This is a genomic window from Mycobacterium sp. NGS24 (assembly GCF_059813065.1).
On record NZ_JCALDW010000031.1, the window covers coordinates 1 to 16,133 of the forward strand.

General features: G+C 65.8%; 22 protein-coding genes, 1 tRNA gene and 1 pseudogene. 17 read left to right on the plus strand and 7 right to left on the minus strand.

Annotated features, from left to right (window positions below; genetic code table 11):
* Window positions 1-176: 176 nt before the first annotated feature.
* Window positions 177-410 carry a hypothetical protein gene (locus AC5Y6Y_RS24785; protein WP_082902503.1) on the minus strand — a complete coding sequence of 78 codons (234 nt, stop codon included), beginning with the start codon at window positions 408-410 and terminating at the stop codon, window positions 177-179.
* Window positions 411-475: 65 nt separating this feature from the next.
* Here AC5Y6Y_RS24785 and AC5Y6Y_RS24790 point away from each other — a divergent pair, with 65 nt between their 5' ends.
* Window positions 476-763 (plus strand): hypothetical protein, encoded by a 288-nt coding sequence (locus tag AC5Y6Y_RS24790; protein WP_068004073.1) that lies wholly within the window; start codon window positions 476-478, stop codon window positions 761-763.
* Window positions 764-772: 9 nt separating this feature from the next.
* On the opposite strand, the gene AC5Y6Y_RS24795 is transcribed toward AC5Y6Y_RS24790, so the two are convergent.
* Window positions 773-1,804: a hypothetical protein gene (locus AC5Y6Y_RS24795; protein WP_499930658.1), complete on the minus strand. Its 1,032-nt coding sequence runs from the start codon at window positions 1,802-1,804 to the stop codon at window positions 773-775.
* 108 nt (window positions 1,805-1,912) lie between these two features.
* Between AC5Y6Y_RS24795 and AC5Y6Y_RS24800 the strand changes: the two genes are divergently transcribed.
* The 3 genes from AC5Y6Y_RS24800 to AC5Y6Y_RS24810 all read left to right on the plus strand — a co-directional run bounded on the left by AC5Y6Y_RS24800 (window position 1,913) and on the right by AC5Y6Y_RS24810 (window position 3,752).
* Window positions 1,913-1,983: transfer RNA gene (locus AC5Y6Y_RS24800), tRNA-Ala, on the plus strand.
* A gap of 258 nt (window positions 1,984-2,241) precedes the next feature.
* Window positions 2,242-2,730: a TIR domain-containing protein gene (locus AC5Y6Y_RS24805; RefSeq protein WP_055577272.1), complete on the plus strand. Its 489-nt coding sequence runs from the start codon at window positions 2,242-2,244 to the stop codon at window positions 2,728-2,730.
* Window positions 2,727-3,752: an HIT family protein gene (locus AC5Y6Y_RS24810; RefSeq protein ID WP_499930660.1), complete on the plus strand. Its 1,026-nt coding sequence runs from the start codon at window positions 2,727-2,729 to the stop codon at window positions 3,750-3,752. Before AC5Y6Y_RS24805 ends, AC5Y6Y_RS24810 begins: the two co-directional genes overlap by 4 nt.
* 79 nt (window positions 3,753-3,831) lie before the next feature.
* On the opposite strand, the gene AC5Y6Y_RS24815 is transcribed toward AC5Y6Y_RS24810, so the two are convergent.
* Window positions 3,832-4,788 (minus strand): dipeptidase, encoded by a 957-nt coding sequence (locus AC5Y6Y_RS24815; RefSeq protein ID WP_499930739.1) that lies wholly within the window; start codon window positions 4,786-4,788, stop codon window positions 3,832-3,834.
* Between the two features lie 97 nt (window positions 4,789-4,885).
* Between AC5Y6Y_RS24815 and AC5Y6Y_RS24820 the strand changes: the two genes are divergently transcribed.
* Together AC5Y6Y_RS24820 and AC5Y6Y_RS24825 are read left to right on the plus strand one after the other, a co-directional pair.
* Window positions 4,886-5,044, plus strand: coding sequence for a GNAT family protein (locus AC5Y6Y_RS24820; RefSeq protein WP_499930662.1), 159 nt, complete (start codon window positions 4,886-4,888; stop codon window positions 5,042-5,044).
* Window positions 5,041-5,271: a GNAT family N-acetyltransferase gene (locus AC5Y6Y_RS24825; RefSeq protein ID WP_115326146.1), complete on the plus strand. Its 231-nt coding sequence runs from the start codon at window positions 5,041-5,043 to the stop codon at window positions 5,269-5,271. The genes AC5Y6Y_RS24820 and AC5Y6Y_RS24825 overlap by 4 nt, the downstream gene beginning before the upstream one ends.
* A gap of 440 nt (window positions 5,272-5,711) precedes the next feature.
* On the opposite strand, the gene AC5Y6Y_RS24830 is transcribed toward AC5Y6Y_RS24825, so the two are convergent.
* Window positions 5,712-6,812, minus strand: coding sequence for an ImmA/IrrE family metallo-endopeptidase (locus AC5Y6Y_RS24830; protein WP_115326148.1), 1,101 nt, complete (start codon window positions 6,810-6,812; stop codon window positions 5,712-5,714).
* Window positions 6,813-7,080: 268 nt separating this feature from the next.
* Here AC5Y6Y_RS24830 and AC5Y6Y_RS24835 point away from each other — a divergent pair, with 268 nt between their 5' ends.
* Genes AC5Y6Y_RS24835 through AC5Y6Y_RS24850 form a run of 4 tightly spaced genes read left to right on the plus strand, consistent with a single transcriptional unit; the run spans window position 7,081 to window position 11,297 of the window.
* Window positions 7,081-7,785, plus strand: a complete 705-nt coding sequence (locus AC5Y6Y_RS24835) for a hypothetical protein (protein WP_235660286.1) — start codon at window positions 7,081-7,083, stop codon at window positions 7,783-7,785.
* A gap of 11 nt (window positions 7,786-7,796) precedes the next feature.
* Window positions 7,797-8,894 (plus strand): tyrosine-type recombinase/integrase, encoded by a 1,098-nt coding sequence (locus tag AC5Y6Y_RS24840; RefSeq protein WP_464469323.1) that lies wholly within the window; start codon window positions 7,797-7,799, stop codon window positions 8,892-8,894.
* Complete coding sequence (locus AC5Y6Y_RS24845; protein WP_499930665.1) at window positions 8,881-10,887, plus strand: tyrosine-type recombinase/integrase; 2,007 nt, start codon at window positions 8,881-8,883, stop codon at window positions 10,885-10,887. The genes AC5Y6Y_RS24840 and AC5Y6Y_RS24845 overlap by 14 nt, the downstream gene beginning before the upstream one ends.
* Window positions 10,884-11,297, plus strand: coding sequence for a DUF6262 family protein (locus tag AC5Y6Y_RS24850; RefSeq protein ID WP_115326152.1), 414 nt, complete (start codon window positions 10,884-10,886; stop codon window positions 11,295-11,297). Before AC5Y6Y_RS24845 ends, AC5Y6Y_RS24850 begins: the two co-directional genes overlap by 4 nt.
* Before the next feature lie 76 nt (window positions 11,298-11,373).
* Here the strand turns inward: AC5Y6Y_RS24850 and AC5Y6Y_RS24855 are convergent, their stop codons facing one another.
* On the minus strand, window positions 11,374-12,693 hold the full coding sequence (locus AC5Y6Y_RS24855) for an NAD(P)/FAD-dependent oxidoreductase (protein WP_115326153.1): 1,320 nt from the start codon (window positions 12,691-12,693) through the stop codon (window positions 11,374-11,376).
* A 105-nt stretch (window positions 12,694-12,798) separates the two neighbouring features.
* On the opposite strand from AC5Y6Y_RS24855, the pseudogene AC5Y6Y_RS24860 reads away from it, so the two are divergent.
* The 7 genes and pseudogenes from AC5Y6Y_RS24860 to AC5Y6Y_RS24890 all read left to right on the plus strand — a co-directional run.
* Window positions 12,799-12,981: pseudogene (locus tag AC5Y6Y_RS24860) on the plus strand (TetR family transcriptional regulator); the annotation flags it as partial.
* A 33-nt stretch (window positions 12,982-13,014) separates the two neighbouring features.
* Window positions 13,015-13,422 carry a TetR-like C-terminal domain-containing protein gene (locus AC5Y6Y_RS24865; protein ID WP_235660532.1) on the plus strand — a complete coding sequence of 136 codons (408 nt, stop codon included), beginning with the start codon at window positions 13,015-13,017 and terminating at the stop codon, window positions 13,420-13,422.
* 392 nt (window positions 13,423-13,814) lie between these two features.
* The gene (locus AC5Y6Y_RS24870) at window positions 13,815-14,015 is read left to right on the plus strand and encodes a hypothetical protein (protein ID WP_068004067.1); all 201 of its coding nucleotides are present in this window, start codon (window positions 13,815-13,817) and stop codon (window positions 14,013-14,015) included.
* Window positions 14,016-14,062: 47 nt separating this feature from the next.
* Window positions 14,063-14,299: an antitoxin MazE5 gene (locus AC5Y6Y_RS24875; protein WP_068004064.1), complete on the plus strand. Its 237-nt coding sequence runs from the start codon at window positions 14,063-14,065 to the stop codon at window positions 14,297-14,299.
* Window positions 14,296-14,619 carry a type II toxin-antitoxin system PemK/MazF family toxin gene (locus AC5Y6Y_RS24880; RefSeq protein WP_068004062.1) on the plus strand — a complete coding sequence of 108 codons (324 nt, stop codon included), beginning with the start codon at window positions 14,296-14,298 and terminating at the stop codon, window positions 14,617-14,619. The genes AC5Y6Y_RS24875 and AC5Y6Y_RS24880 overlap by 4 nt, the downstream gene beginning before the upstream one ends.
* A complete protein-coding gene (locus AC5Y6Y_RS24885) occupies window positions 14,616-15,263 on the plus strand; it encodes a hypothetical protein (protein ID WP_499930669.1) in 648 nt (215 codons plus the stop codon). Before AC5Y6Y_RS24880 ends, AC5Y6Y_RS24885 begins: the two co-directional genes overlap by 4 nt.
* Entirely contained in the window at window positions 15,260-15,394 is a 135-nt protein-coding gene (locus tag AC5Y6Y_RS24890) for a hypothetical protein (RefSeq protein ID WP_257747860.1), read from the plus strand. Before AC5Y6Y_RS24885 ends, AC5Y6Y_RS24890 begins: the two co-directional genes overlap by 4 nt.
* Here AC5Y6Y_RS24890 and AC5Y6Y_RS24895 read toward each other — a convergent pair.
* Window positions 15,391-15,789: a hypothetical protein gene (locus tag AC5Y6Y_RS24895; RefSeq protein WP_499930671.1), complete on the minus strand. Its 399-nt coding sequence runs from the start codon at window positions 15,787-15,789 to the stop codon at window positions 15,391-15,393. The two genes, AC5Y6Y_RS24890 and AC5Y6Y_RS24895, sit on opposite strands and share 4 nt — an antisense overlap.
* A complete protein-coding gene (locus AC5Y6Y_RS24900) occupies window positions 15,776-16,105 on the minus strand; it encodes a hypothetical protein (RefSeq protein ID WP_499930741.1) in 330 nt (109 codons plus the stop codon). The genes AC5Y6Y_RS24895 and AC5Y6Y_RS24900 overlap by 14 nt, the downstream gene beginning before the upstream one ends.
* Window positions 16,106-16,133: the final 28 nt, after the last annotated feature.

The following is a 16,133-nucleotide window of genomic DNA, read 5'->3' on the forward strand; positions in this document are numbered from 1 at the left end:
AGCCATATCGAAGCGTGCCGTATGCAGCGCGGAGGCAGTGAGCGAGCCGGGCGTCGCGCGGCGCGCGTGTCATATCGGCGTTCAGGTCGCGAAGCCCTAATGAATCATGTTCGCTCGACTTCGGTCCACGCCTGCTTGTGCGCTTGGCTGTCCACCGCGGTCGGTGGGCCGGTCATTCAGTGGTGGTGACGTGTGCGCCGCGCTGTAGGGGCGGCCGCGGCCCTGGCGAGAAGAGCTTGCAGTTCGGGGTTGGAGTCGTATTCCTGCTGGGCGGCGGTGTCGACATGGGCGGGCTGCAGCAGGATGCTTCCGTCCTCATTGACTCGCATGAGGAACCGTTGGTTGGGGTGGCCGGGAAGTGCCGTGCGGCCGCGTGCGTCGGTCTCGACGAGCGCAGGTTGTGGTCCCATACCCCCAGGCTATGCCCATTGCCGCCTGCTGCTTCAGCGGTCCGGCACGGGTATGTTGCGTCGTCGTGGCCAATGACGATGACGCCCCTGCTGTCCTGCTGCCCGTGCCGACCGAGCGGGTCGATCCGTGGGAGACCTCCGACGACGACGGAGCGAGGTTCCGGTATTTCCTGGGGACCCCGCGAGGGGAAGTCGCGACGGTGCGGTTGGCCGGCTTCCAGCGTGCTGACGGCACCCTCTACGACTTGGCGATCAGCGTCGACGCTGATGGGCCGTTGGATGTTGGCTCCGCGGAGCGACTGGCTGAGGACCTCACTGCGGCGATCGCAGATCTGCGCCGCCTGGCACCCTGAGCCTACGCGCTACCTGAATCGGGGTGCCTGCAAAGCCAGGGTGGAGATCGCACGGTCGATGGCCGGATCATCGAACTTTGACAGGTCGAACAGGGCATCGGTGGACGGCATACCGCTGAACATCGGCACCGAAATCTCATAGGGCTCAGGGGGTTTCTCGCCCTTCTGTCCCGCTTGGATGCGGCCGCGTTTGCGGTTGGGCATCGGGTCGGTTACCTCGATCAGTCCGAACTCGGCCAGCTCGTGGATGGACACGTAGGCCTCGTCGGTGAGTCCGAGCATGCTGTAGCGGAACCATTCGGCCAGGAACATAACGGTGCTGCGGTCGTGCTGCAGCCGTAGGTCGGCAACGTGGCACACCGCCAGAAACGTTGTCAGTTCGTTGAGGGTGAGCACCAGATGCCATCCGGTGGTGAAGAACTCGGTGGGGATGCAGAGGTGCTTGGGCGCGGCTGGGGTGCCCCGTGGGATGACATAGTTCCGGCCGGACCCGTCTTCGCGGCAGAACGTGGAGTTGGCGTAGCGCTGCCCGGTGTCGTTGAGTGACACCAGATCCCACTTACGGAGTGCATCGAGGGCGCGATTGAACGCCTTGCGCTGGTTGCGGATGTGGACGCCGTCGACGTCGAGCGCGGCCAGGGCGATCCAGTTGGTGGCCTTGTTGAGCGGGTCGCTCTTCGCGTTGCGGCGCCGGGACGGCTCGGGGGGAGTGCCGGGGCCGTTCTTGTACGCCGCGCGCATCTGATGGACGAACAGGCTGTTGAGGTAGACCGGCAGAGCGTGCGGGTTTTTGCCGTTCTGGACCCGAGTCAGCGAGGGGCGAGAGGCAATGTTCTCCGGCTGCCGCGCCGGCGGGGGGTAGGGCCGACCGGTGTTCAGGATCAGGAAGTCGGAGCGGATGACGATGTACGGCTGCTCCGGGTGGGCGATGCTTTGCAGGCGCTCGGTGGCGCGGGTGATGGCGTCATAGGTCTCGCGCTTCTTCAGCTCGGCGCGGCGGTCCTTGCGTTCCGCGAGGTATTTGTCGGCGACCTTCTTCATGTAGGCGGCTTGGCGGGCGCGTTCGGCGTCCTGCGAATCTTATCTGTAGGAGAGTGAGTTCGAAGTGGGGATGACCAGCGGTGACACCGTCATGGTCATGTCCGTGACGGGGCCATAGTTCAACGGTAGAACGGGGCCTTTGCAAGGCTCAGATCGGGGTTCGATTCCCCGTGGCTCCACTTTTGAAGAACGGATAACTTCAGATCGAAAACCTCCTTGCCGACACGAAAAAGTGTCATATCCGTGGAGTACCACCGGATGCGCAGTCGGCAAGGAGGTTTCGTCCCGCTCCGGGCGCCCCGATCATTCTCCATGTAGTCCGATTGCGTGAACCCGCCGAGTGTGCCTGGAACACGGAACGTTCGTGTCACCGCTCGGAGCTAACCTCAACGAGCTGTGCTTCCGGCAAGACGCCGAAGCCTTGAGAGGAGCCAACGATGGCAACCAAGACCGTGTTCTACTCGTTCCACTACGAGCGCGACGTGCACCGAGTCCAGCTCGTTCGGCAGATCGGAGCCCTGGAGGGCCAGCCCCTTCTCGGCGCCCAGCAGTGGGAGGCGGTGCGTCGGCAGGGTGAGCAAGCGATCAAGGACTGGATCGACAAGCAGATGGCCTACAAGCGCGCTGTTGTCGTTCTGATCGGTCAGGAAACCGCGTCCCGACCGTGGGTGCTGTACGAGATCGAGAAGGCATGGAACGACAAGAAGCCGCTCGTCGGTGTACGGATTCACGGTCTGTCGTCGATGGGCTCTGTCGACAGCCGCGGAGCGGACCCGTTCACCAAGGTTCCGGGTGTGAGTGGTGTTCCCGTGTTCGACCCGACCCAGACGAACTGGCAAGGACAAATTGACACCAAGGCCACCTACGCGAACCTGTCCAACAATCTGGAGAGCTGGGTTGCGCAGGCCAAGACTCGACTGCTGTGACTTCTGAGCTGTGCCCGTTCTGCGCCATCGTCGCCGGCGGCGATCCCGATGTTCGGGAGGTGTATCGGAACGAGCACGTCGTCGCCTTCTTTCCGACGGAACCCGCCGTCATAGGTCATGTTCTCGTGGTGCCCAAGCGGCACATGGAAGACATCTGGGGATTGGAACCGGAGGAATCGGCTGAGCTATCGACCGCGGTTCTGCGCCTGTCAACCGCATTGCGTTCGGCATTGCTGCCGGAGGGCCTCAACGTCATACAGTCCAACGGCGAGGCCGCTACCCAGACGGTTCCGCATCTTCACGTGCACCTGGTCCCACGGCGCAGCGGGGACGCGATGGGGCCGATATGGCCACCCGAGACTGACTACTCGGAGGCCAGTAAGGACGAGGCTCTGCGTCGCGTGAGGGCCGCGGTCCAGTTCACACCGCCAGCCGCGCAGCCGGAGTTGTCGCCCGAGGATCGACGCAAGCATCTCGACTACATCCAGGCGGTGGTGACGCGGCAGTCCGCGGCGTCGTCGTCCGCGAAAGGGTGGCTCCTTCCGGTCACGACCGCAGCATTTGGCTTTGCACTGACCCAGCATCTGTGGCCGCTCGCGCTTCTCGGAGTAATCGCGGTGATCCTCTTCGCGTACCTCGACGCCAACTACTTGCGGAGCGAGAAGGCGTTCCGGAAGCTCTACAACACCGTGGCGCGAGCTGAGCGAATGGTCCCTCGGTTCACTCTCGATCCGACTGATGCTGACGAGCCACCGCCGAACGGTACTCCGGAGAAAACGAAGTGGCAGAAGTTTAAGCAGGCGTACGTGCCCGAGCGGTCTGTCTGGAGGTCATGGTCGATCGCTCCGTTCTACATCGCGATGCTCGTTCTCGGGGTCGGCGTACTGATCGCCGCTGCGATCACCCGTCCCGCGCCGACAAGTACACACGAGAACCTCGAGCCTCCACCGGTGACGCAGACCGAGGTCAGCACGCCCTCCGTGCACGTTCCAACAAGCGCCTCCGTCGCGCCGTCGCCCTAGCGGAGTTGCGATCACTCCGCGAGTCGGTCTGCCCGCCGCGAGGATTCCAACCGCTTTACCCGATAGCGGTGACTTGGGGCTAAGCCTGCCAGGCGCGTTGCGCTACGCGATAGAAGTTGCCTCCAAGGACTGCGCGGATGTCTTCGTCGGACCAACCCCGTTCCCTCAGGTGCTCACCAAGACTTAGAAGCGTTTCGGGTGGCATCCACTGAATCGCTCCCCATCGGGTATAGCTGGCATCGAACAGGTGAGGGTTGCGGGTGAGTTCTTCGACGAAGTCCGCATAGTCGAACGAAAAGTCGGTGCTGATGCCGACGTGGTCGATGCCCACCAGGTCGACGGCGTACTCGAGGTGGCGCGTCATCGCCTCCAGCGTTGGCGTGTTGGGGCCCAGGAAAATACCGACGCCGGTGATTCCTATAACCCCACCGGTGGCGGCGCACGCTCGAGCCTGGTCATCGGTGATGTTGCGCGGGTGATCCCAGACTGCCCGCATGCAGGAGTGGCTGTAAATGACCGGGCCGCTTGAGGTGTCGCACATGTCGAGCCCGGTGCGAGGGCTGCAGTGCGAACCGTCGGGAACGATGCCGACGGCGTTCATTTCGGCGATGATCGCCCGGCCCCACGTCGTGAGGCCACCGTCGGTGGTGTCCAGGCAGCCATGGCCGGCGCGGTTGGCGTGGTTGTAGGTCGGCAACAACGTGCGCACGCCGAGCTCAGAGAGCGTGACCAGGTTGTCGAGGTTGTTATCGAGGGGCCGTGAGTCTTCGAGGTCGAACACCACGGCGATACGTCCAGCGCCGGTAATCGCGGCGACGTCATCGGAACTGGCCGCCAGTTCCATCGATGGGTGCGCATCGACCGCGGCACGATAGTGCGCCAGCAGCGCCATGGTGGCGTTGAAGCTGTGCGGCGAATACCCTGCATTGACGGACACGAATGCGCCGCCATCACGCTGATACCGGGTCAGCAGGTCCACGTCGGCGTCGGGCTGCAAGGGCAGACAGGTGTGCTGATCCCAAAGGAGCGAGGTCATGGCTATCGATCCTGCATCATCGGGGCCGCCAATCGCCTTACCTTTTCGCACCGAGCGGCTGACCATTCGGCCCCTGACGCTAATCGACGTCGAGGCCATGCATGTCGTGTATTCCGACCCCGCGGTCACGCGGTTCATCCCGGGCGGGGTGCGCGACGCGGACGGAACGCGCCAACGTGTCATCGACTTGATCGCCCACCATGAGTGTTATGGAGTGAGCAAATGGGCTGTGACGCTGAATGATTCGGGTGTTTGATCGGTGACTGCGGGTTGCAGTTCTTGCCTGGGCGGCCGGATTTGGAACTGGGGTTTCACCTCGCTCGGGAGTATTGGGGACACGGGTGTGCCACGGAAGCCGCTTCAGCGTGCCTGGGCTGGGCGTTAATCAACCGAACCGAACGGGTCGTGGCCATCGTTGACCCCCAACACCGGACCTCGCAACGGGTTCTGACCAAGCTTGGGCATGCAGCCCGTGGGACGTGACCACATACTTTGACCGAACCTGGATCGTCTATGAGGCCACCGGTGAGCGGGAGTAGCCCAGGCCATGATGCCCAGCATCACAGTGACAATCAAATGGCGTCTCTCGCTGGAGGAGGGCTTTCGGTCAGGCCATTGCTGTGTGCGTGTCGCCAGCCGGCGGCGAGGTTGGCGGTTCGGTTCTTGGCGGAGACCTCGCAGAGGTACTGGCTGCATTGCTTGTTGTTGGTCTGCCACCGCAGTTCGGCGTACAGACGCCGGTTTCTGCGTTGGAGGACCACCCGTCCGAGGGCTCGTGCGCTGTCTCGTACCACGCGGTGATGGCGGCCGCCTGCGGCGCGGTCCTGCTCAAGAGCTTGCCCCTGCTTAGTCCAATGGACCGGCGCCCTCCACTGCTCGTCGCGGACCGGGGTGCGGTTCCAGCCCACGATCGCGCCCGATAGCTAGACCATGCTGAGGTGCCGGGCGCGGGGCCCGTTGCTTGCCGATCCGAAGAGAGCGCCGCGTTGCGCGCTGGTGAGCAGCGTGATGTCGTCGAGTTCGTTGCTGGTGTAGCCGGCGGCGGTGAGTTGGTCGAGTACGGTGCCAACGAGCTGGGGCACCTCCTCGGCCACGCCCGGGCGTGGGCCGTACATGCGGCCGGTCTCATTGAGCAGCCGGAACATCGACCGGTACTGATATCCGGACAGCACACCGCGCTCGTGGGCCCGCACGACCAGCGACGACGCGCTCACACCCCAAGTGAGACGCAGCTCGTCGAGTTCGTGCACGGTCCGCACCGACACGCGGTCCAAGTCGAAGCCGATATCGCCGATAGGTGCAAGGAACTCGGCGGCGAAACTGTTGGCCCGGCGCTCGACTTCGGCGGGGCTGACCAGTGTCATCGCGTCCATGACGAGATGACCGAGTTCGTGGGCCAGCGTCATCCGCATGCGGTCGGGCGGCCGGGCCGCGTTGACATACACCAGGTGCGGGTGATGCTCACTTGCACGCAGGGTCACCGCGTCGATCTCGTCGTCGAGAAAGTCGTCGACCACAACGAACACGCCTGCGGCTTCGAGCAATTCGGTCATGGACCGGATCGGGCCGGCGATACGCCACAAGCGGCGCAGAACCTGGGCGACGGTGATCTCGCCGAGCTCGGACGCGAAGTCGGCCGGGTCAAGATCGGGAAGCGCGAGCTTGGGGTTGATGTCGGCGTGCGACACCAGGCGGCCGATCCGCATCGCGACAAGATTCGCCCGGGCCCACACGCGGTCACGCTTCCACTCAGCCGCACTCAGGTTGGCCCGGAAATGGCTGCCCTGAGCGGGGGACCGGGTGAAGGGCACACACAACGCCTCCGGCCGGCATCCCATGGCCTGCGCGTAGTCGAGCAAGGCCTTCCCCGCCAGGGGCAGCAGTCCCGCCTCCACTCTGCTGACGTGTGAGGCGGATACCGCGGCCTCGTCGGCCAACCGCTTTTTCGACCATCCACACGACAGTCGGGTCAACTGCACCATCACGCTGTTCGCCGCGTCGTCGTACGGATTCGGTGCCGTCACAGATCGCCTCCCATCCGTCTCGGTGCTGTCTTCCGACACTAGCCCGTCGTTGCCGCGGAATCGCGTAGAAACACCGTTTGATCTGCGTTTTCCCAGTTCACACTCGCTATCCGGCGTGGGACGTGTGTGGCTGGTGTGACGATAGCCAATTTTCGGCCCGGGCGCTCGCCAAACTGCGGCCCCGTGCGCGAACGGCGTGTCTTCCAGACCAAAACCTTACCACGGTCTGCACGATTCTATGCAAGGTTTTCGGCTGAAAGGCGGGGTCGTGACAGCTCCGATGGATCAACCCACCGCACCCGAGGGTCCGGTCTCTCGCAAGGAGGCCCGGCGGCTGCTCAAACAGGTGACGGTCGGGGTGGGAGCGATGCTGCTGGCTGCGGTCGATGACTGGAATGCGTTGTCGGCGAGGCACTCCGCGCATCTTCGGACGGTGATGCAAGGGCTCGGACGCGGCGCTTATGTGGCGGCCGCCGTTGCGGCGGGCACCGATGTATGGCTGAGCACGCACGGAATGCATCCACCCGGACACACCGTCGTGAAGCCCTACCGCTGGCCCGAGATCAGCAGCCGCGGGAAGACACACATGATGATCCACCACAACGAGATGGAACCGACCACCCCGCGGCGGACCGCGTTCTTCACCCAGGACTCGGCGACCCTGGGCCTGGTCGGCGATCCCACTCATTGCGAGCTCACGTGGGACTACGACATCGTCACCGACACCCACATCCGTCGGATCTGGGTCAGCGCCCCGGGTGTCGACTGGGACCGCTTCGAGGTCCCCATGGCCAAAGTGCAGGCCCAATACGCGACGTGGCGCAATCGTGACATGAAATGGCTGCCCGGGGCGCTGCCCACTGACACCGCCGCAGCCGAGCCGATGCCGTCTCGCGAACCGCAGGAAGACCTGCGGCCCGACATCCAGGTGCGGCGGCCCCGGCGCCCCGAGGAAACCCGGGATGCCGAGTGAGGGCGGCACCGGTGTCCATCCACGGACGGGCGACGTGGACCGTGGTGGACGCATCGGGCCTACCGATCGGGGAGGTCGAGCAGTTCCTGCACTGGCTGCGCGCGGTCGGTCGTTCCCAGAACACCGTCCGCTCGTATGCACGCCACCTGAGCTTGTTCTACCGGTGGCTGGGCGCGCGCGGAATCCCCTGGGACGCCGTGGTATTCGACGCACTGTGCGATTTTGTGGGCGCCCTGTCCGCCGGTTTGCCGCCTCTGCCGACCCGCACGGGCAGCCGGGCGCCGGGAACGGTGAAGGCGGTCAGCGCGGCCGTCCGCGAGTTCTACGAGTTCCATCGTGTAGAAGGCCGCGGACCGCAGGATCTCGTGTTGACCCGCAACCCATCTCGGCTCCCGCGCCGGTCACACAACTTCCTGTCCCACATCGAGCAACGACACCCGAGTGCGGTCTCCCGGTTGACCCGGCCGGGCAAACAGCCCGCGGAGACCGTGCAGACGATCGACTTCGAGGCGGACTTCGCGACGTTGCTGGCGGCGGCGTCGACCTGCCGCGACCGGCTGCTGCTCTCCGCGCTGTATGACCTGGGGCTGCGGATCGGGCAGGCGTTGGGGTTGCGGCACGCCGACCTGGACCCGATGCGCAAGCGAGTTCAGGTATGTCGCCGGGAAGACAACACCAACGGGGCGCTGTCAAAGCAGCGCGCACAGTTCGCGGTGGACGCGCCCCGCCGGTTCTTCGACCTGTACGCCGCCTACCTACTCGGTGAGATCAGCGGCATAGACAGTGATTACGTCTTCGTCAACCTGTCCCGGCCCCCGATCGGCGGACCGCTGTCGTACTCGAACGCCTACCAGATCATCGAACATATCGGCTCGGCTGCGGGTCTCGACGGGCTGCACCCGCACATGCTGCGCCACACCCACGCCACCGCCCTGGCGAAGGCCGGCTGGACATCGGCCGAGATCGCCGCCCGGCTCGGGCAATCTCACGCCGCCAGCGCCGACGTCTATATCCACCTCGCCAGCGACGACCTGGCAGACCGGCTGCGCCGCACCGAGCGTCTGGTGTGGGCGCCACCGCAGCCCGGGGCAGGCCGTGAGAAACGTTGAATCCCAGCGAGGCTCCTCCCGGGGAGGTCGCCGTTCGCCGCTACAGGTGCCCGACGGGCCGTGGTGTCAGCCGACGTGGCAGGTCGTCGAAACAGCCGGAGACCGCCGCCGCCGGGCCACCGACCCCTGCGCCGTCGACGCATGCAAGAACGAGCGGTACTGGCTTGGCGGCCCCCAGACCACCGGCGAACGACGCGGATTGTGCTACGCGCACTACTTCCAATGGTTCCGCGCCGGCCAGCCCGCCGACTTCACCGCTTGGGCGAACTTCGAAGCCCGGCCGGTCGGCGCCCCGCGCGGCTACCTCTCGGCCCAAGTCGTCGACTTCGGGCGGTTACCACAGGTCGCGGCCGATGAGATCCGGTTCGTCGTTGCCACCAAGGTCCGCCGCGGCGACTGGACCCCCAACACCAGCCTCCGCCGCTTCCTCATGGTGCTCATCGATACCGCCGACGGGCGAATCACCGACTCGCTTACCGAGCGACCCACTGAGGACTGGCTTCTGCTGTGCCGGCAACATTGGCCGCACACCAGCTCGTTCGACTCGCTGTGCGCGCCCTACCTTCGGCGCTTCTTCCGGCTCCTCGACGGCGCCACCAACCCCAACCTGTGGGCCGACGACCATTGGCACTGGCGAGACGGATTCGAATTCGTCCTCGACGCAACCCAATCCGGATCGACACACACAGCCGTGGACTGGTCCACGGTGCCCCTGCCGTGGCTGCGGACTGCGGTCAAAGAACTCGCACGACGACAGCTCACCACCGCCACCATGTCGTGGGGAACGCTGACCCAGTGGGTGCGCGCCACCCGCCAACTCGCCCGGTTCCTCACCCGCGACGACGAGCAGCCGGAGCCGTGCGCGGTGACCAGGCCGGTCTTCCTTGACTACCTGGCGTGGACGCGTCGACCGGACACCGAAGCGGACTCCCGGCTCGCCAATACCGCTGCCTACCTGCTGGAGTCGCTGCACGACACCCAGATCGTGCCCGATCTCGGGGCGGCGGTGTTCCTCCGACGAGGCGAAAACGTGCACCGCAAGACCCGCAGCCCCCGCCCGTTCCCGCCGGACGTGATCGACCGCGTCGACACACTGATCGTCGACAACCCCGCAACCGACCCCACCCTGCGGTCGATGATCGCCACGACCCGGTGGGCAGGCTGCCGCATCTCCGAACTGGTCGCACTGCCCATCGACTGCCTGCACCGCTCCGACGCGGGCTACTGGATCGAATACTGGATGCCCAAAACCCGAGCATGGCGCCGATTCCCCATCCCCGACAGCCTCGCAACAATCGTCCTCGACCAGCAGACCCGCGTCCGCGACACCTACGGACCCGACGCCGAACACCTATTCCCAGGCGCTCGGTCGAACGCCGCCGCCGGCCGCACCCAACCCTGGTCGACCAGCGGCCTCCGGCACCGACTCGCCGCCCTGTTCACCGAACACGGGATCACCACCTCAACCATCACCGGCGAGCCGATCTCCGGCGGCGACGTGCACCGCTTCCGGCACACCATCGGAACCACGCTGCTCAACAACGGGTGGACCCAACAAGAAGTACGTGACTTCCTCGGCCACCACAGCGACACCATGACCTCTGCATACGCCCGCATCACCGACGACACCCTCGCCCGCAAAGCACGCGAATTCTGGGACAGCGCCACCGCCGACACGACCAACACCGATGCCGATGTTGAGCGACTCCGGGCCCGATTCACCATGGCTCTGCCCAACGGATTCTGTACTCTCCCAACGGCACAACGCTGCGAATTCCGGCCCAACCCCTGCCTCGACTGCTCCTTCCACGACCCCGGCGGCCGCGTCTTCCTCGGCGCCCACATCGCCCACCGCGACCAACTGCAACGCCTCACCGCGGACGCCCGCGAATGCGGCGACACAGCCGCCGTCGAGTTGAACACGGCGATGCTCGACAAAGTCACCAAGCTGATCAGCGAAATCGACCCGAAGACCTCGCAGGACGCCCAGTGAGCGCCGGTGACCGCGAACGCCGCACCGCCCGCCTGGGCGAAGCTGCCGCCGCTCGCACCGCAGACGCCGCAGCGCGCGCCCGCAGGGCGATCACAAAACTGCGCAACACCGGTGAACCCGTCACCTTCGTCGCCGTCGCCCGTGAGGCGAGTGTGTCAACCAGCTTCCTCTACCAGCACAGCCAACTCCGCAATGACATCACCACTCTCAGGACCACCGCCAGTGCCGCGGCGGCGACCGGAGTTAAATCCGCCGCCAGCATCGAATCGCTCCGCACCAAACTGGCAGCCGCCATCGCCCGAAACCGTGAGCTCACCGAAGAGATCGCACAGCTACGCACCGAAAACGAAGCGCTCCGCAGCCGACTCCTCGAAATCCGCACTCCCGCAGCAGCAACTTGTCCGTCTTAGCGCCGTCAGCAGCCGCCCACGGTTGGATTGCCCGCTAACGGGGACCAGTCGTGTCCGGATGGCTTGTGCACCAATCTTAGTCGCGCTGTCCGATGCGATGATTGCGGCCTCGTGAGGAACTTAGTCTGGCGCGGAACTTCTCAATCTCCGTTGCGAGTTGGGCCCTGATCTCGGCGAACGTAGCCCGCCGCTGCTCCGGGTGATTGAGAAGTGTCGTACAGGCTGCGGCGAGCAGGCGCGAGGTGGTGAACAGCTTGGTCGACTGAAGGTCGCGGTTGATCACTCGCAGCAGGGTGGCCGCGCCGTCCGGATCGTTTGCAACCCGCCGGAGGAGCTCGGTGACCAGCGGTGAAGGTGCCCCTGGTGGGGCCATCTGCATGGCGAACCAGTACATGTCGTAGGAACTGCGGTCGCGGTGCTGCCACCAGCGTTTCATCGCCTCGTCTTGGGCGGTCGCCGAGCCGGCCGATGCGCTGATGGCCGTCGACAGCGCCTTGGCCTGGCAGAGCGCGTCGGAGATGCCCTGACCGGGGGTGAAATCCTTGAAATGCCCGGCATCCCCGACCAGTACCCACCCCGGTCCGGCCGATTCCCGAAAGTAGCTGTGCCAGTTCGCCATCACCCGCAGCGGACCGTCACGTTCGGCGCCGCCCACGATGTCATCGAGCTCAGGCCAGGCGCGAATTGCGTTGCGGAAATTGGCTTCTCGATCCCGATGGAAATTGTGCGCAGCGTCATGGTCGACAGCGACCGTCGCCATGTACAGGCCCGAGTCTGTCGGGCTGGCGAGGAAGGCCAGGTTGCCTTTTCGACCGATCCGTAGTCGGGGTTCGTGCGGCCCAGTGGCAAAGTAGCCCCAGACCGGTATACGCCCCGCAGGTTTTACCAGGTACTTGTGCGCGCCCACCGACTCGGCAATCACCGACCCGCGGCCGTCAGCCCCGACCACCAGACCAGCTTCCAGTGGCCCGTGCGCGGTGTCGATACCGATGACTCTTCCGCCGGACCTGCGGGCACCGGTGACTCGGCATCTGGTTCGCACATCGGCACCGGCGTCCCTGGCTATCTGCAGCAAGGCCTGATCGAGGATCGTCCGGCGCACGTTTAGTCCCGGATGTGTGTATCGGTCATCGAGGACACCGTCGATGCGGATGTCGTCGATCACCACGCTGAATCGGTCCAACTGTGCCGCACTGCGAGCCAGCAGCGGCTCCAACGCGCCGAGTTCGTCAAGGATCGCCACGCCCCGGGGCTGCAGCACATGGGTGGACGGTGTCTCACTCGGAAAGGCAGCCTTATCGATAAGGCAGACCCGCATGCCGGCCCGCGCCAAGTAAATGGCGAGCGCTGAACCAGCACAACGCGCACCCACCACGACAACGTCGAACGATTCCATGGGCACTTCTCCGCGCGGCTCGCCTGACGAACTTACCAATGGTTAAAGTAGCGATGATCTGCAAACTTATCAATGGCAAAATCGTCTACGCAGTATCCTGCAGCAATGTCTGAAGCTGGGGAGCACCGGCACTACCACCACGGTGACCTCCGAGCAGCGGCGGTCGCCGCGGCGGTCGCCGAGGTCGAGGAAGTGGGCATTTCGGCAGCTTCGATGCGCCGAATCGCACGAAGGGCGGGTGTGACACACGCGGCCCTCGCTCATCACTTCGCCCACAAAACCGGTCTGTTCACCGCCGTTGCCACAGAAGGATTTAGGCGAATGGCGGAGGCGATCGAGCCAGCCGCATCTGGTGATCGGGGATTCCTGTACGGGGGCGCGGAGTACGTGAGGTTCGCACTCGAGAACCGTGGGTTCTACGAGGTGTTGTTCCGCCCCTACCTATGCCATCAGGACGACCGAGACCTCAAGCAGGCTCGGACAGCGGCCTTCGACATCCTCTACGGAACCGCCCGGCGAAGCCTAGCCAGTGTTTGCGATGCCGATACCCTCACCGATGCCGACGTTGCCAGCCTCGTCATCGCCGGCTGGTCGATGTCTCACGGCTACGCGACCCTCCTGGCGACCGAAAACCTCGCCGACCGGCCGTCCGGAGACATCCTTCGCGGAGTCGAGCTCCTCGCCAGGCTGGTCGGTAGTCCGCCGAACGACAACGAGGCGACGCGCTAGCTCCAGTTGTCGAGATGGACAGGGGGCTCGGCGCGACTGAACACGAGCAGCGCCGCCGTCAACGACTTCCTAGAGATAATCCGTCCACGACGACGGGCCGACGCTTCGCTGTGGGCCCGTCGTGGACGTCGACTCCACGCTCGGGCCTCCTAGAGATATCGCAGCACCTGGTTCGTCGACGCCGGATTCCGATGTGCTCACACAACGAGAGTACCTATATAGCGGATACCTAGTTAGCGGAGTAACTGACCATATCCAATATCAATGTAAGTGACCTTTTGTCCCGCCAACTCGGCCATTTGAGCCCCGCCAACTCGGCACCTTTGAGCGCGTGCCACCGCGCTTGGATTCGGGAAGCGTGCAGCTCAACAGCACCGAGAAGGGATCACCACATGACCGAGCACCACCCCCAGGACGACACCAATGGCAACGCTCCCCGCCGCGATCGCGCACACGGCATCGCCCGCGCGGTGGCAGCCGTCGGTGTCGGCATCGCCTACGCGTACGTCACCGGTGACATCGGCCAGGCAATCACCGCCACCGGGGTCGCGTTGAGCCTGCTGCGCGAGGCCTTCGGGCGCCCACCGCAGTGACCGCTCGACTGCGCGTTGGTGTCCCGCACGCGTGCCACACTTGTGGCATGCCGCGCACACGGGTGAGCACGACGGTGGATACCGATCTGCTGGACCAGGTGCGCAAGCAGATGCCCGGCGCGAAGGATCACGCACTGCTCGACACTGCGTTGGCCGCGCTGTTGGCGGCGAACCGGGCCGCCGAGGTCGACGCCAGCTACGCGGCCTACGACGAGCATCCGGCCGATGAGCCCGACCACTGGGGCGACGTCGCGGCCTGGCGACAGTCGGCGGGGCGACGGTGACACTGCCGGCGCGCGGGGAGCTGTGGTGGTGCGAGACCACCGACGCCGCGCCGCGCCCGGTGGTCGTGCTCTCGCGCGATGTCGCGATTCCCCGGCTGCGCCGTGTCCTGGTCGCGCCGTGCACCACGACGGTGCGCGGGTTGGCCAGTGAGGTCGTCCTGGAGCCGGGCGCGGATCCGGTGCCGCAGCGGGCGGCGGTGAACCTCGATCTCGTCGAGAGCGTGCCGGTGGCGGCACTGGGTTCCCGGCTGGGTCGGCTGGCTGACGATCGGATGCGGGCGGTGTGCGCCGCTTTGGCCGTGGCAGTGGACTGGCGTTGAGCAGGTACGCCGAATACGAGGCCCTGGCTGCCGTCGGGAGCGCCTACGAGGCGTGGGTGCGGGCCAACACCCGCCTGGACGAGGAGATGGCGGCTGCGGCCGCTCAGGACGCCGCCCCTCCGGTGGGCGCGTTGCAGGCTGACTTCAAGGCCGGACTCGAGGTGACCCGAGCGGTGATCGCGTTCGCGAGGTCCTGCCCGTCCGGTGGGCCGCACGTCGAGGACTTGCCGAATGCGGCTTTCGTGCAGGCGATGTTCCAGTCGGTGGCCCCTGAGCTGTCGGACGAGGTTGACGCCCTGGCGGCGGCGTGGGACCAGTGGCTGCCGGTGGTGGGTCGGTGGACGCCGGCCAGCGCCGAAGCCCCGCCGCCGCGGCCGACGTCGGCGGCGGTCAGTCACGTCCTGAACACCGTGGACGCCTGGTGGGGCGCCGAGCAGGAGTCGATGCGGGATCGCATCGTGGACATGCTGACCGAGGCCGGCGGCACGAACACCGGCACGTCCTACCGCACCACCCCTGATGGGCAGCTCCAGGAGGTCACCCACATCGCAGGCATCAGGATGTCGCTGCCGCCCGACTCTGCCGCGGGGCCGGTCGCCCGATGGTGGCGGCGGGTCCGCGGGCGCGACGGGGAGACATCGTGAGCAGCTGCAGAGCCGAGCTGTGCTCGATGTGGGGTGGAGACGAGTGCTTGTGCGCGCTGTTCGGGTTCGATCCGGACGATCCGCCGCGCGACGGCACGTTCACGGTGGTCCTGCCCACCGAGCAGGCTTAGGCGTTGACGTCCCAGGATCCGTCGTCGGTGTAGTCGGTCTCGTCGAGATCCCACTCCTGGCCGGCTGGGTCGAGGACGCGATCGTGCTCGCAGTGCGGGCAGCGGAACGCTGAGATGAGCCCAATGAGGTGGCGGCCGCGCTGCATACGGGCGCGGCCGATCGCCGGCGGAGCGCTGGCGGGATCGGTGAAGATTCGGCCGGTGTTGATCAACGCGGCCGCGGTGGCGCCGCACCGCGGGCAGCGCTCAGGACGCCGCGGCGGCGGGCAGATGATCATGCCGGCGGTGTCAGACCAGCCGCCCCACTGCACGGGCAGGCCGTCCCATCGGGGTGGCAGGTCGTGCTCTCGCGGCCACAGATCCAGGCTGGCCTGCTGGCCGTCAGCCGGTGACATCGCCGGGCTCGGGCTGGGGTCCGTCGGCCATCCCGGCGCAGGTCGGCGGCGGCAACGGAATGAGGTTGCCGGCGTCGTCGGTGGTGTAGCCGTCCGGGGGTGGAAGCGGCAGTGGCACAACGGTTCCGCCGGTATCGGCGGCGTACTTGCGTGCTTCCTCGGCTTCGTCGTCGGTGAAGGCCTTGATGGCTTCAGGCTGACCCGGCACTTTCACCAGCATGGTGAAATCGGCGACCTCGACCGGGGTTGTCCGCTTGCGCGGCTTCTGCACCACGTGGTGCGGGTGCGGGCTGGCGTTCTCGGTCACCTGGCCCATTGTGGTCGTCGCGACCGACACCACCGGC

Bases quoted from the DNA above. Each gene is read 5' to 3' on its own strand.
- AC5Y6Y_RS24900 (WP_499930741.1), bottom strand. From the start codon at position 16,105: ATGGGCCAGGTGACCGAGAACGCCAGCCCGCACCCGCACCACGTGGTG.
- AC5Y6Y_RS24815 (WP_499930739.1), bottom strand. From the start codon at position 4,788: ATGACCTCGCTCCTTTGGGATCAGCACACCTGTCTGCCCTTGCAGCCC.
- AC5Y6Y_RS24875 (WP_068004064.1), top strand. From the start codon at position 14,063: ATGCCGCGCACACGGGTGAGCACGACGGTGGATACCGATCTGCTGGAC.
- AC5Y6Y_RS24865 (WP_235660532.1), top strand. From the start codon at position 13,015: ATGGCGGAGGCGATCGAGCCAGCCGCATCTGGTGATCGGGGATTCCTG.
- AC5Y6Y_RS24870 (WP_068004067.1), top strand. From the start codon at position 13,815: ATGACCGAGCACCACCCCCAGGACGACACCAATGGCAACGCTCCCCGC.
- AC5Y6Y_RS24795 (WP_499930658.1), bottom strand. From the start codon at position 1,804: ATGAAGAAGGTCGCCGACAAATACCTCGCGGAACGCAAGGACCGCCGC.
- AC5Y6Y_RS24805 (WP_055577272.1), top strand. From the start codon at position 2,242: ATGGCAACCAAGACCGTGTTCTACTCGTTCCACTACGAGCGCGACGTG.
- AC5Y6Y_RS24820 (WP_499930662.1), top strand. From the start codon at position 4,886: ATGCATGTCGTGTATTCCGACCCCGCGGTCACGCGGTTCATCCCGGGC.
- AC5Y6Y_RS24855 (WP_115326153.1), bottom strand. From the start codon at position 12,693: ATGGAATCGTTCGACGTTGTCGTGGTGGGTGCGCGTTGTGCTGGTTCA.
- AC5Y6Y_RS24895 (WP_499930671.1), bottom strand. From the start codon at position 15,789: ATGTCACCGGCTGACGGCCAGCAGGCCAGCCTGGATCTGTGGCCGCGA.
- AC5Y6Y_RS24785 (WP_082902503.1), bottom strand. From the start codon at position 410: ATGGGACCACAACCTGCGCTCGTCGAGACCGACGCACGCGGCCGCACG.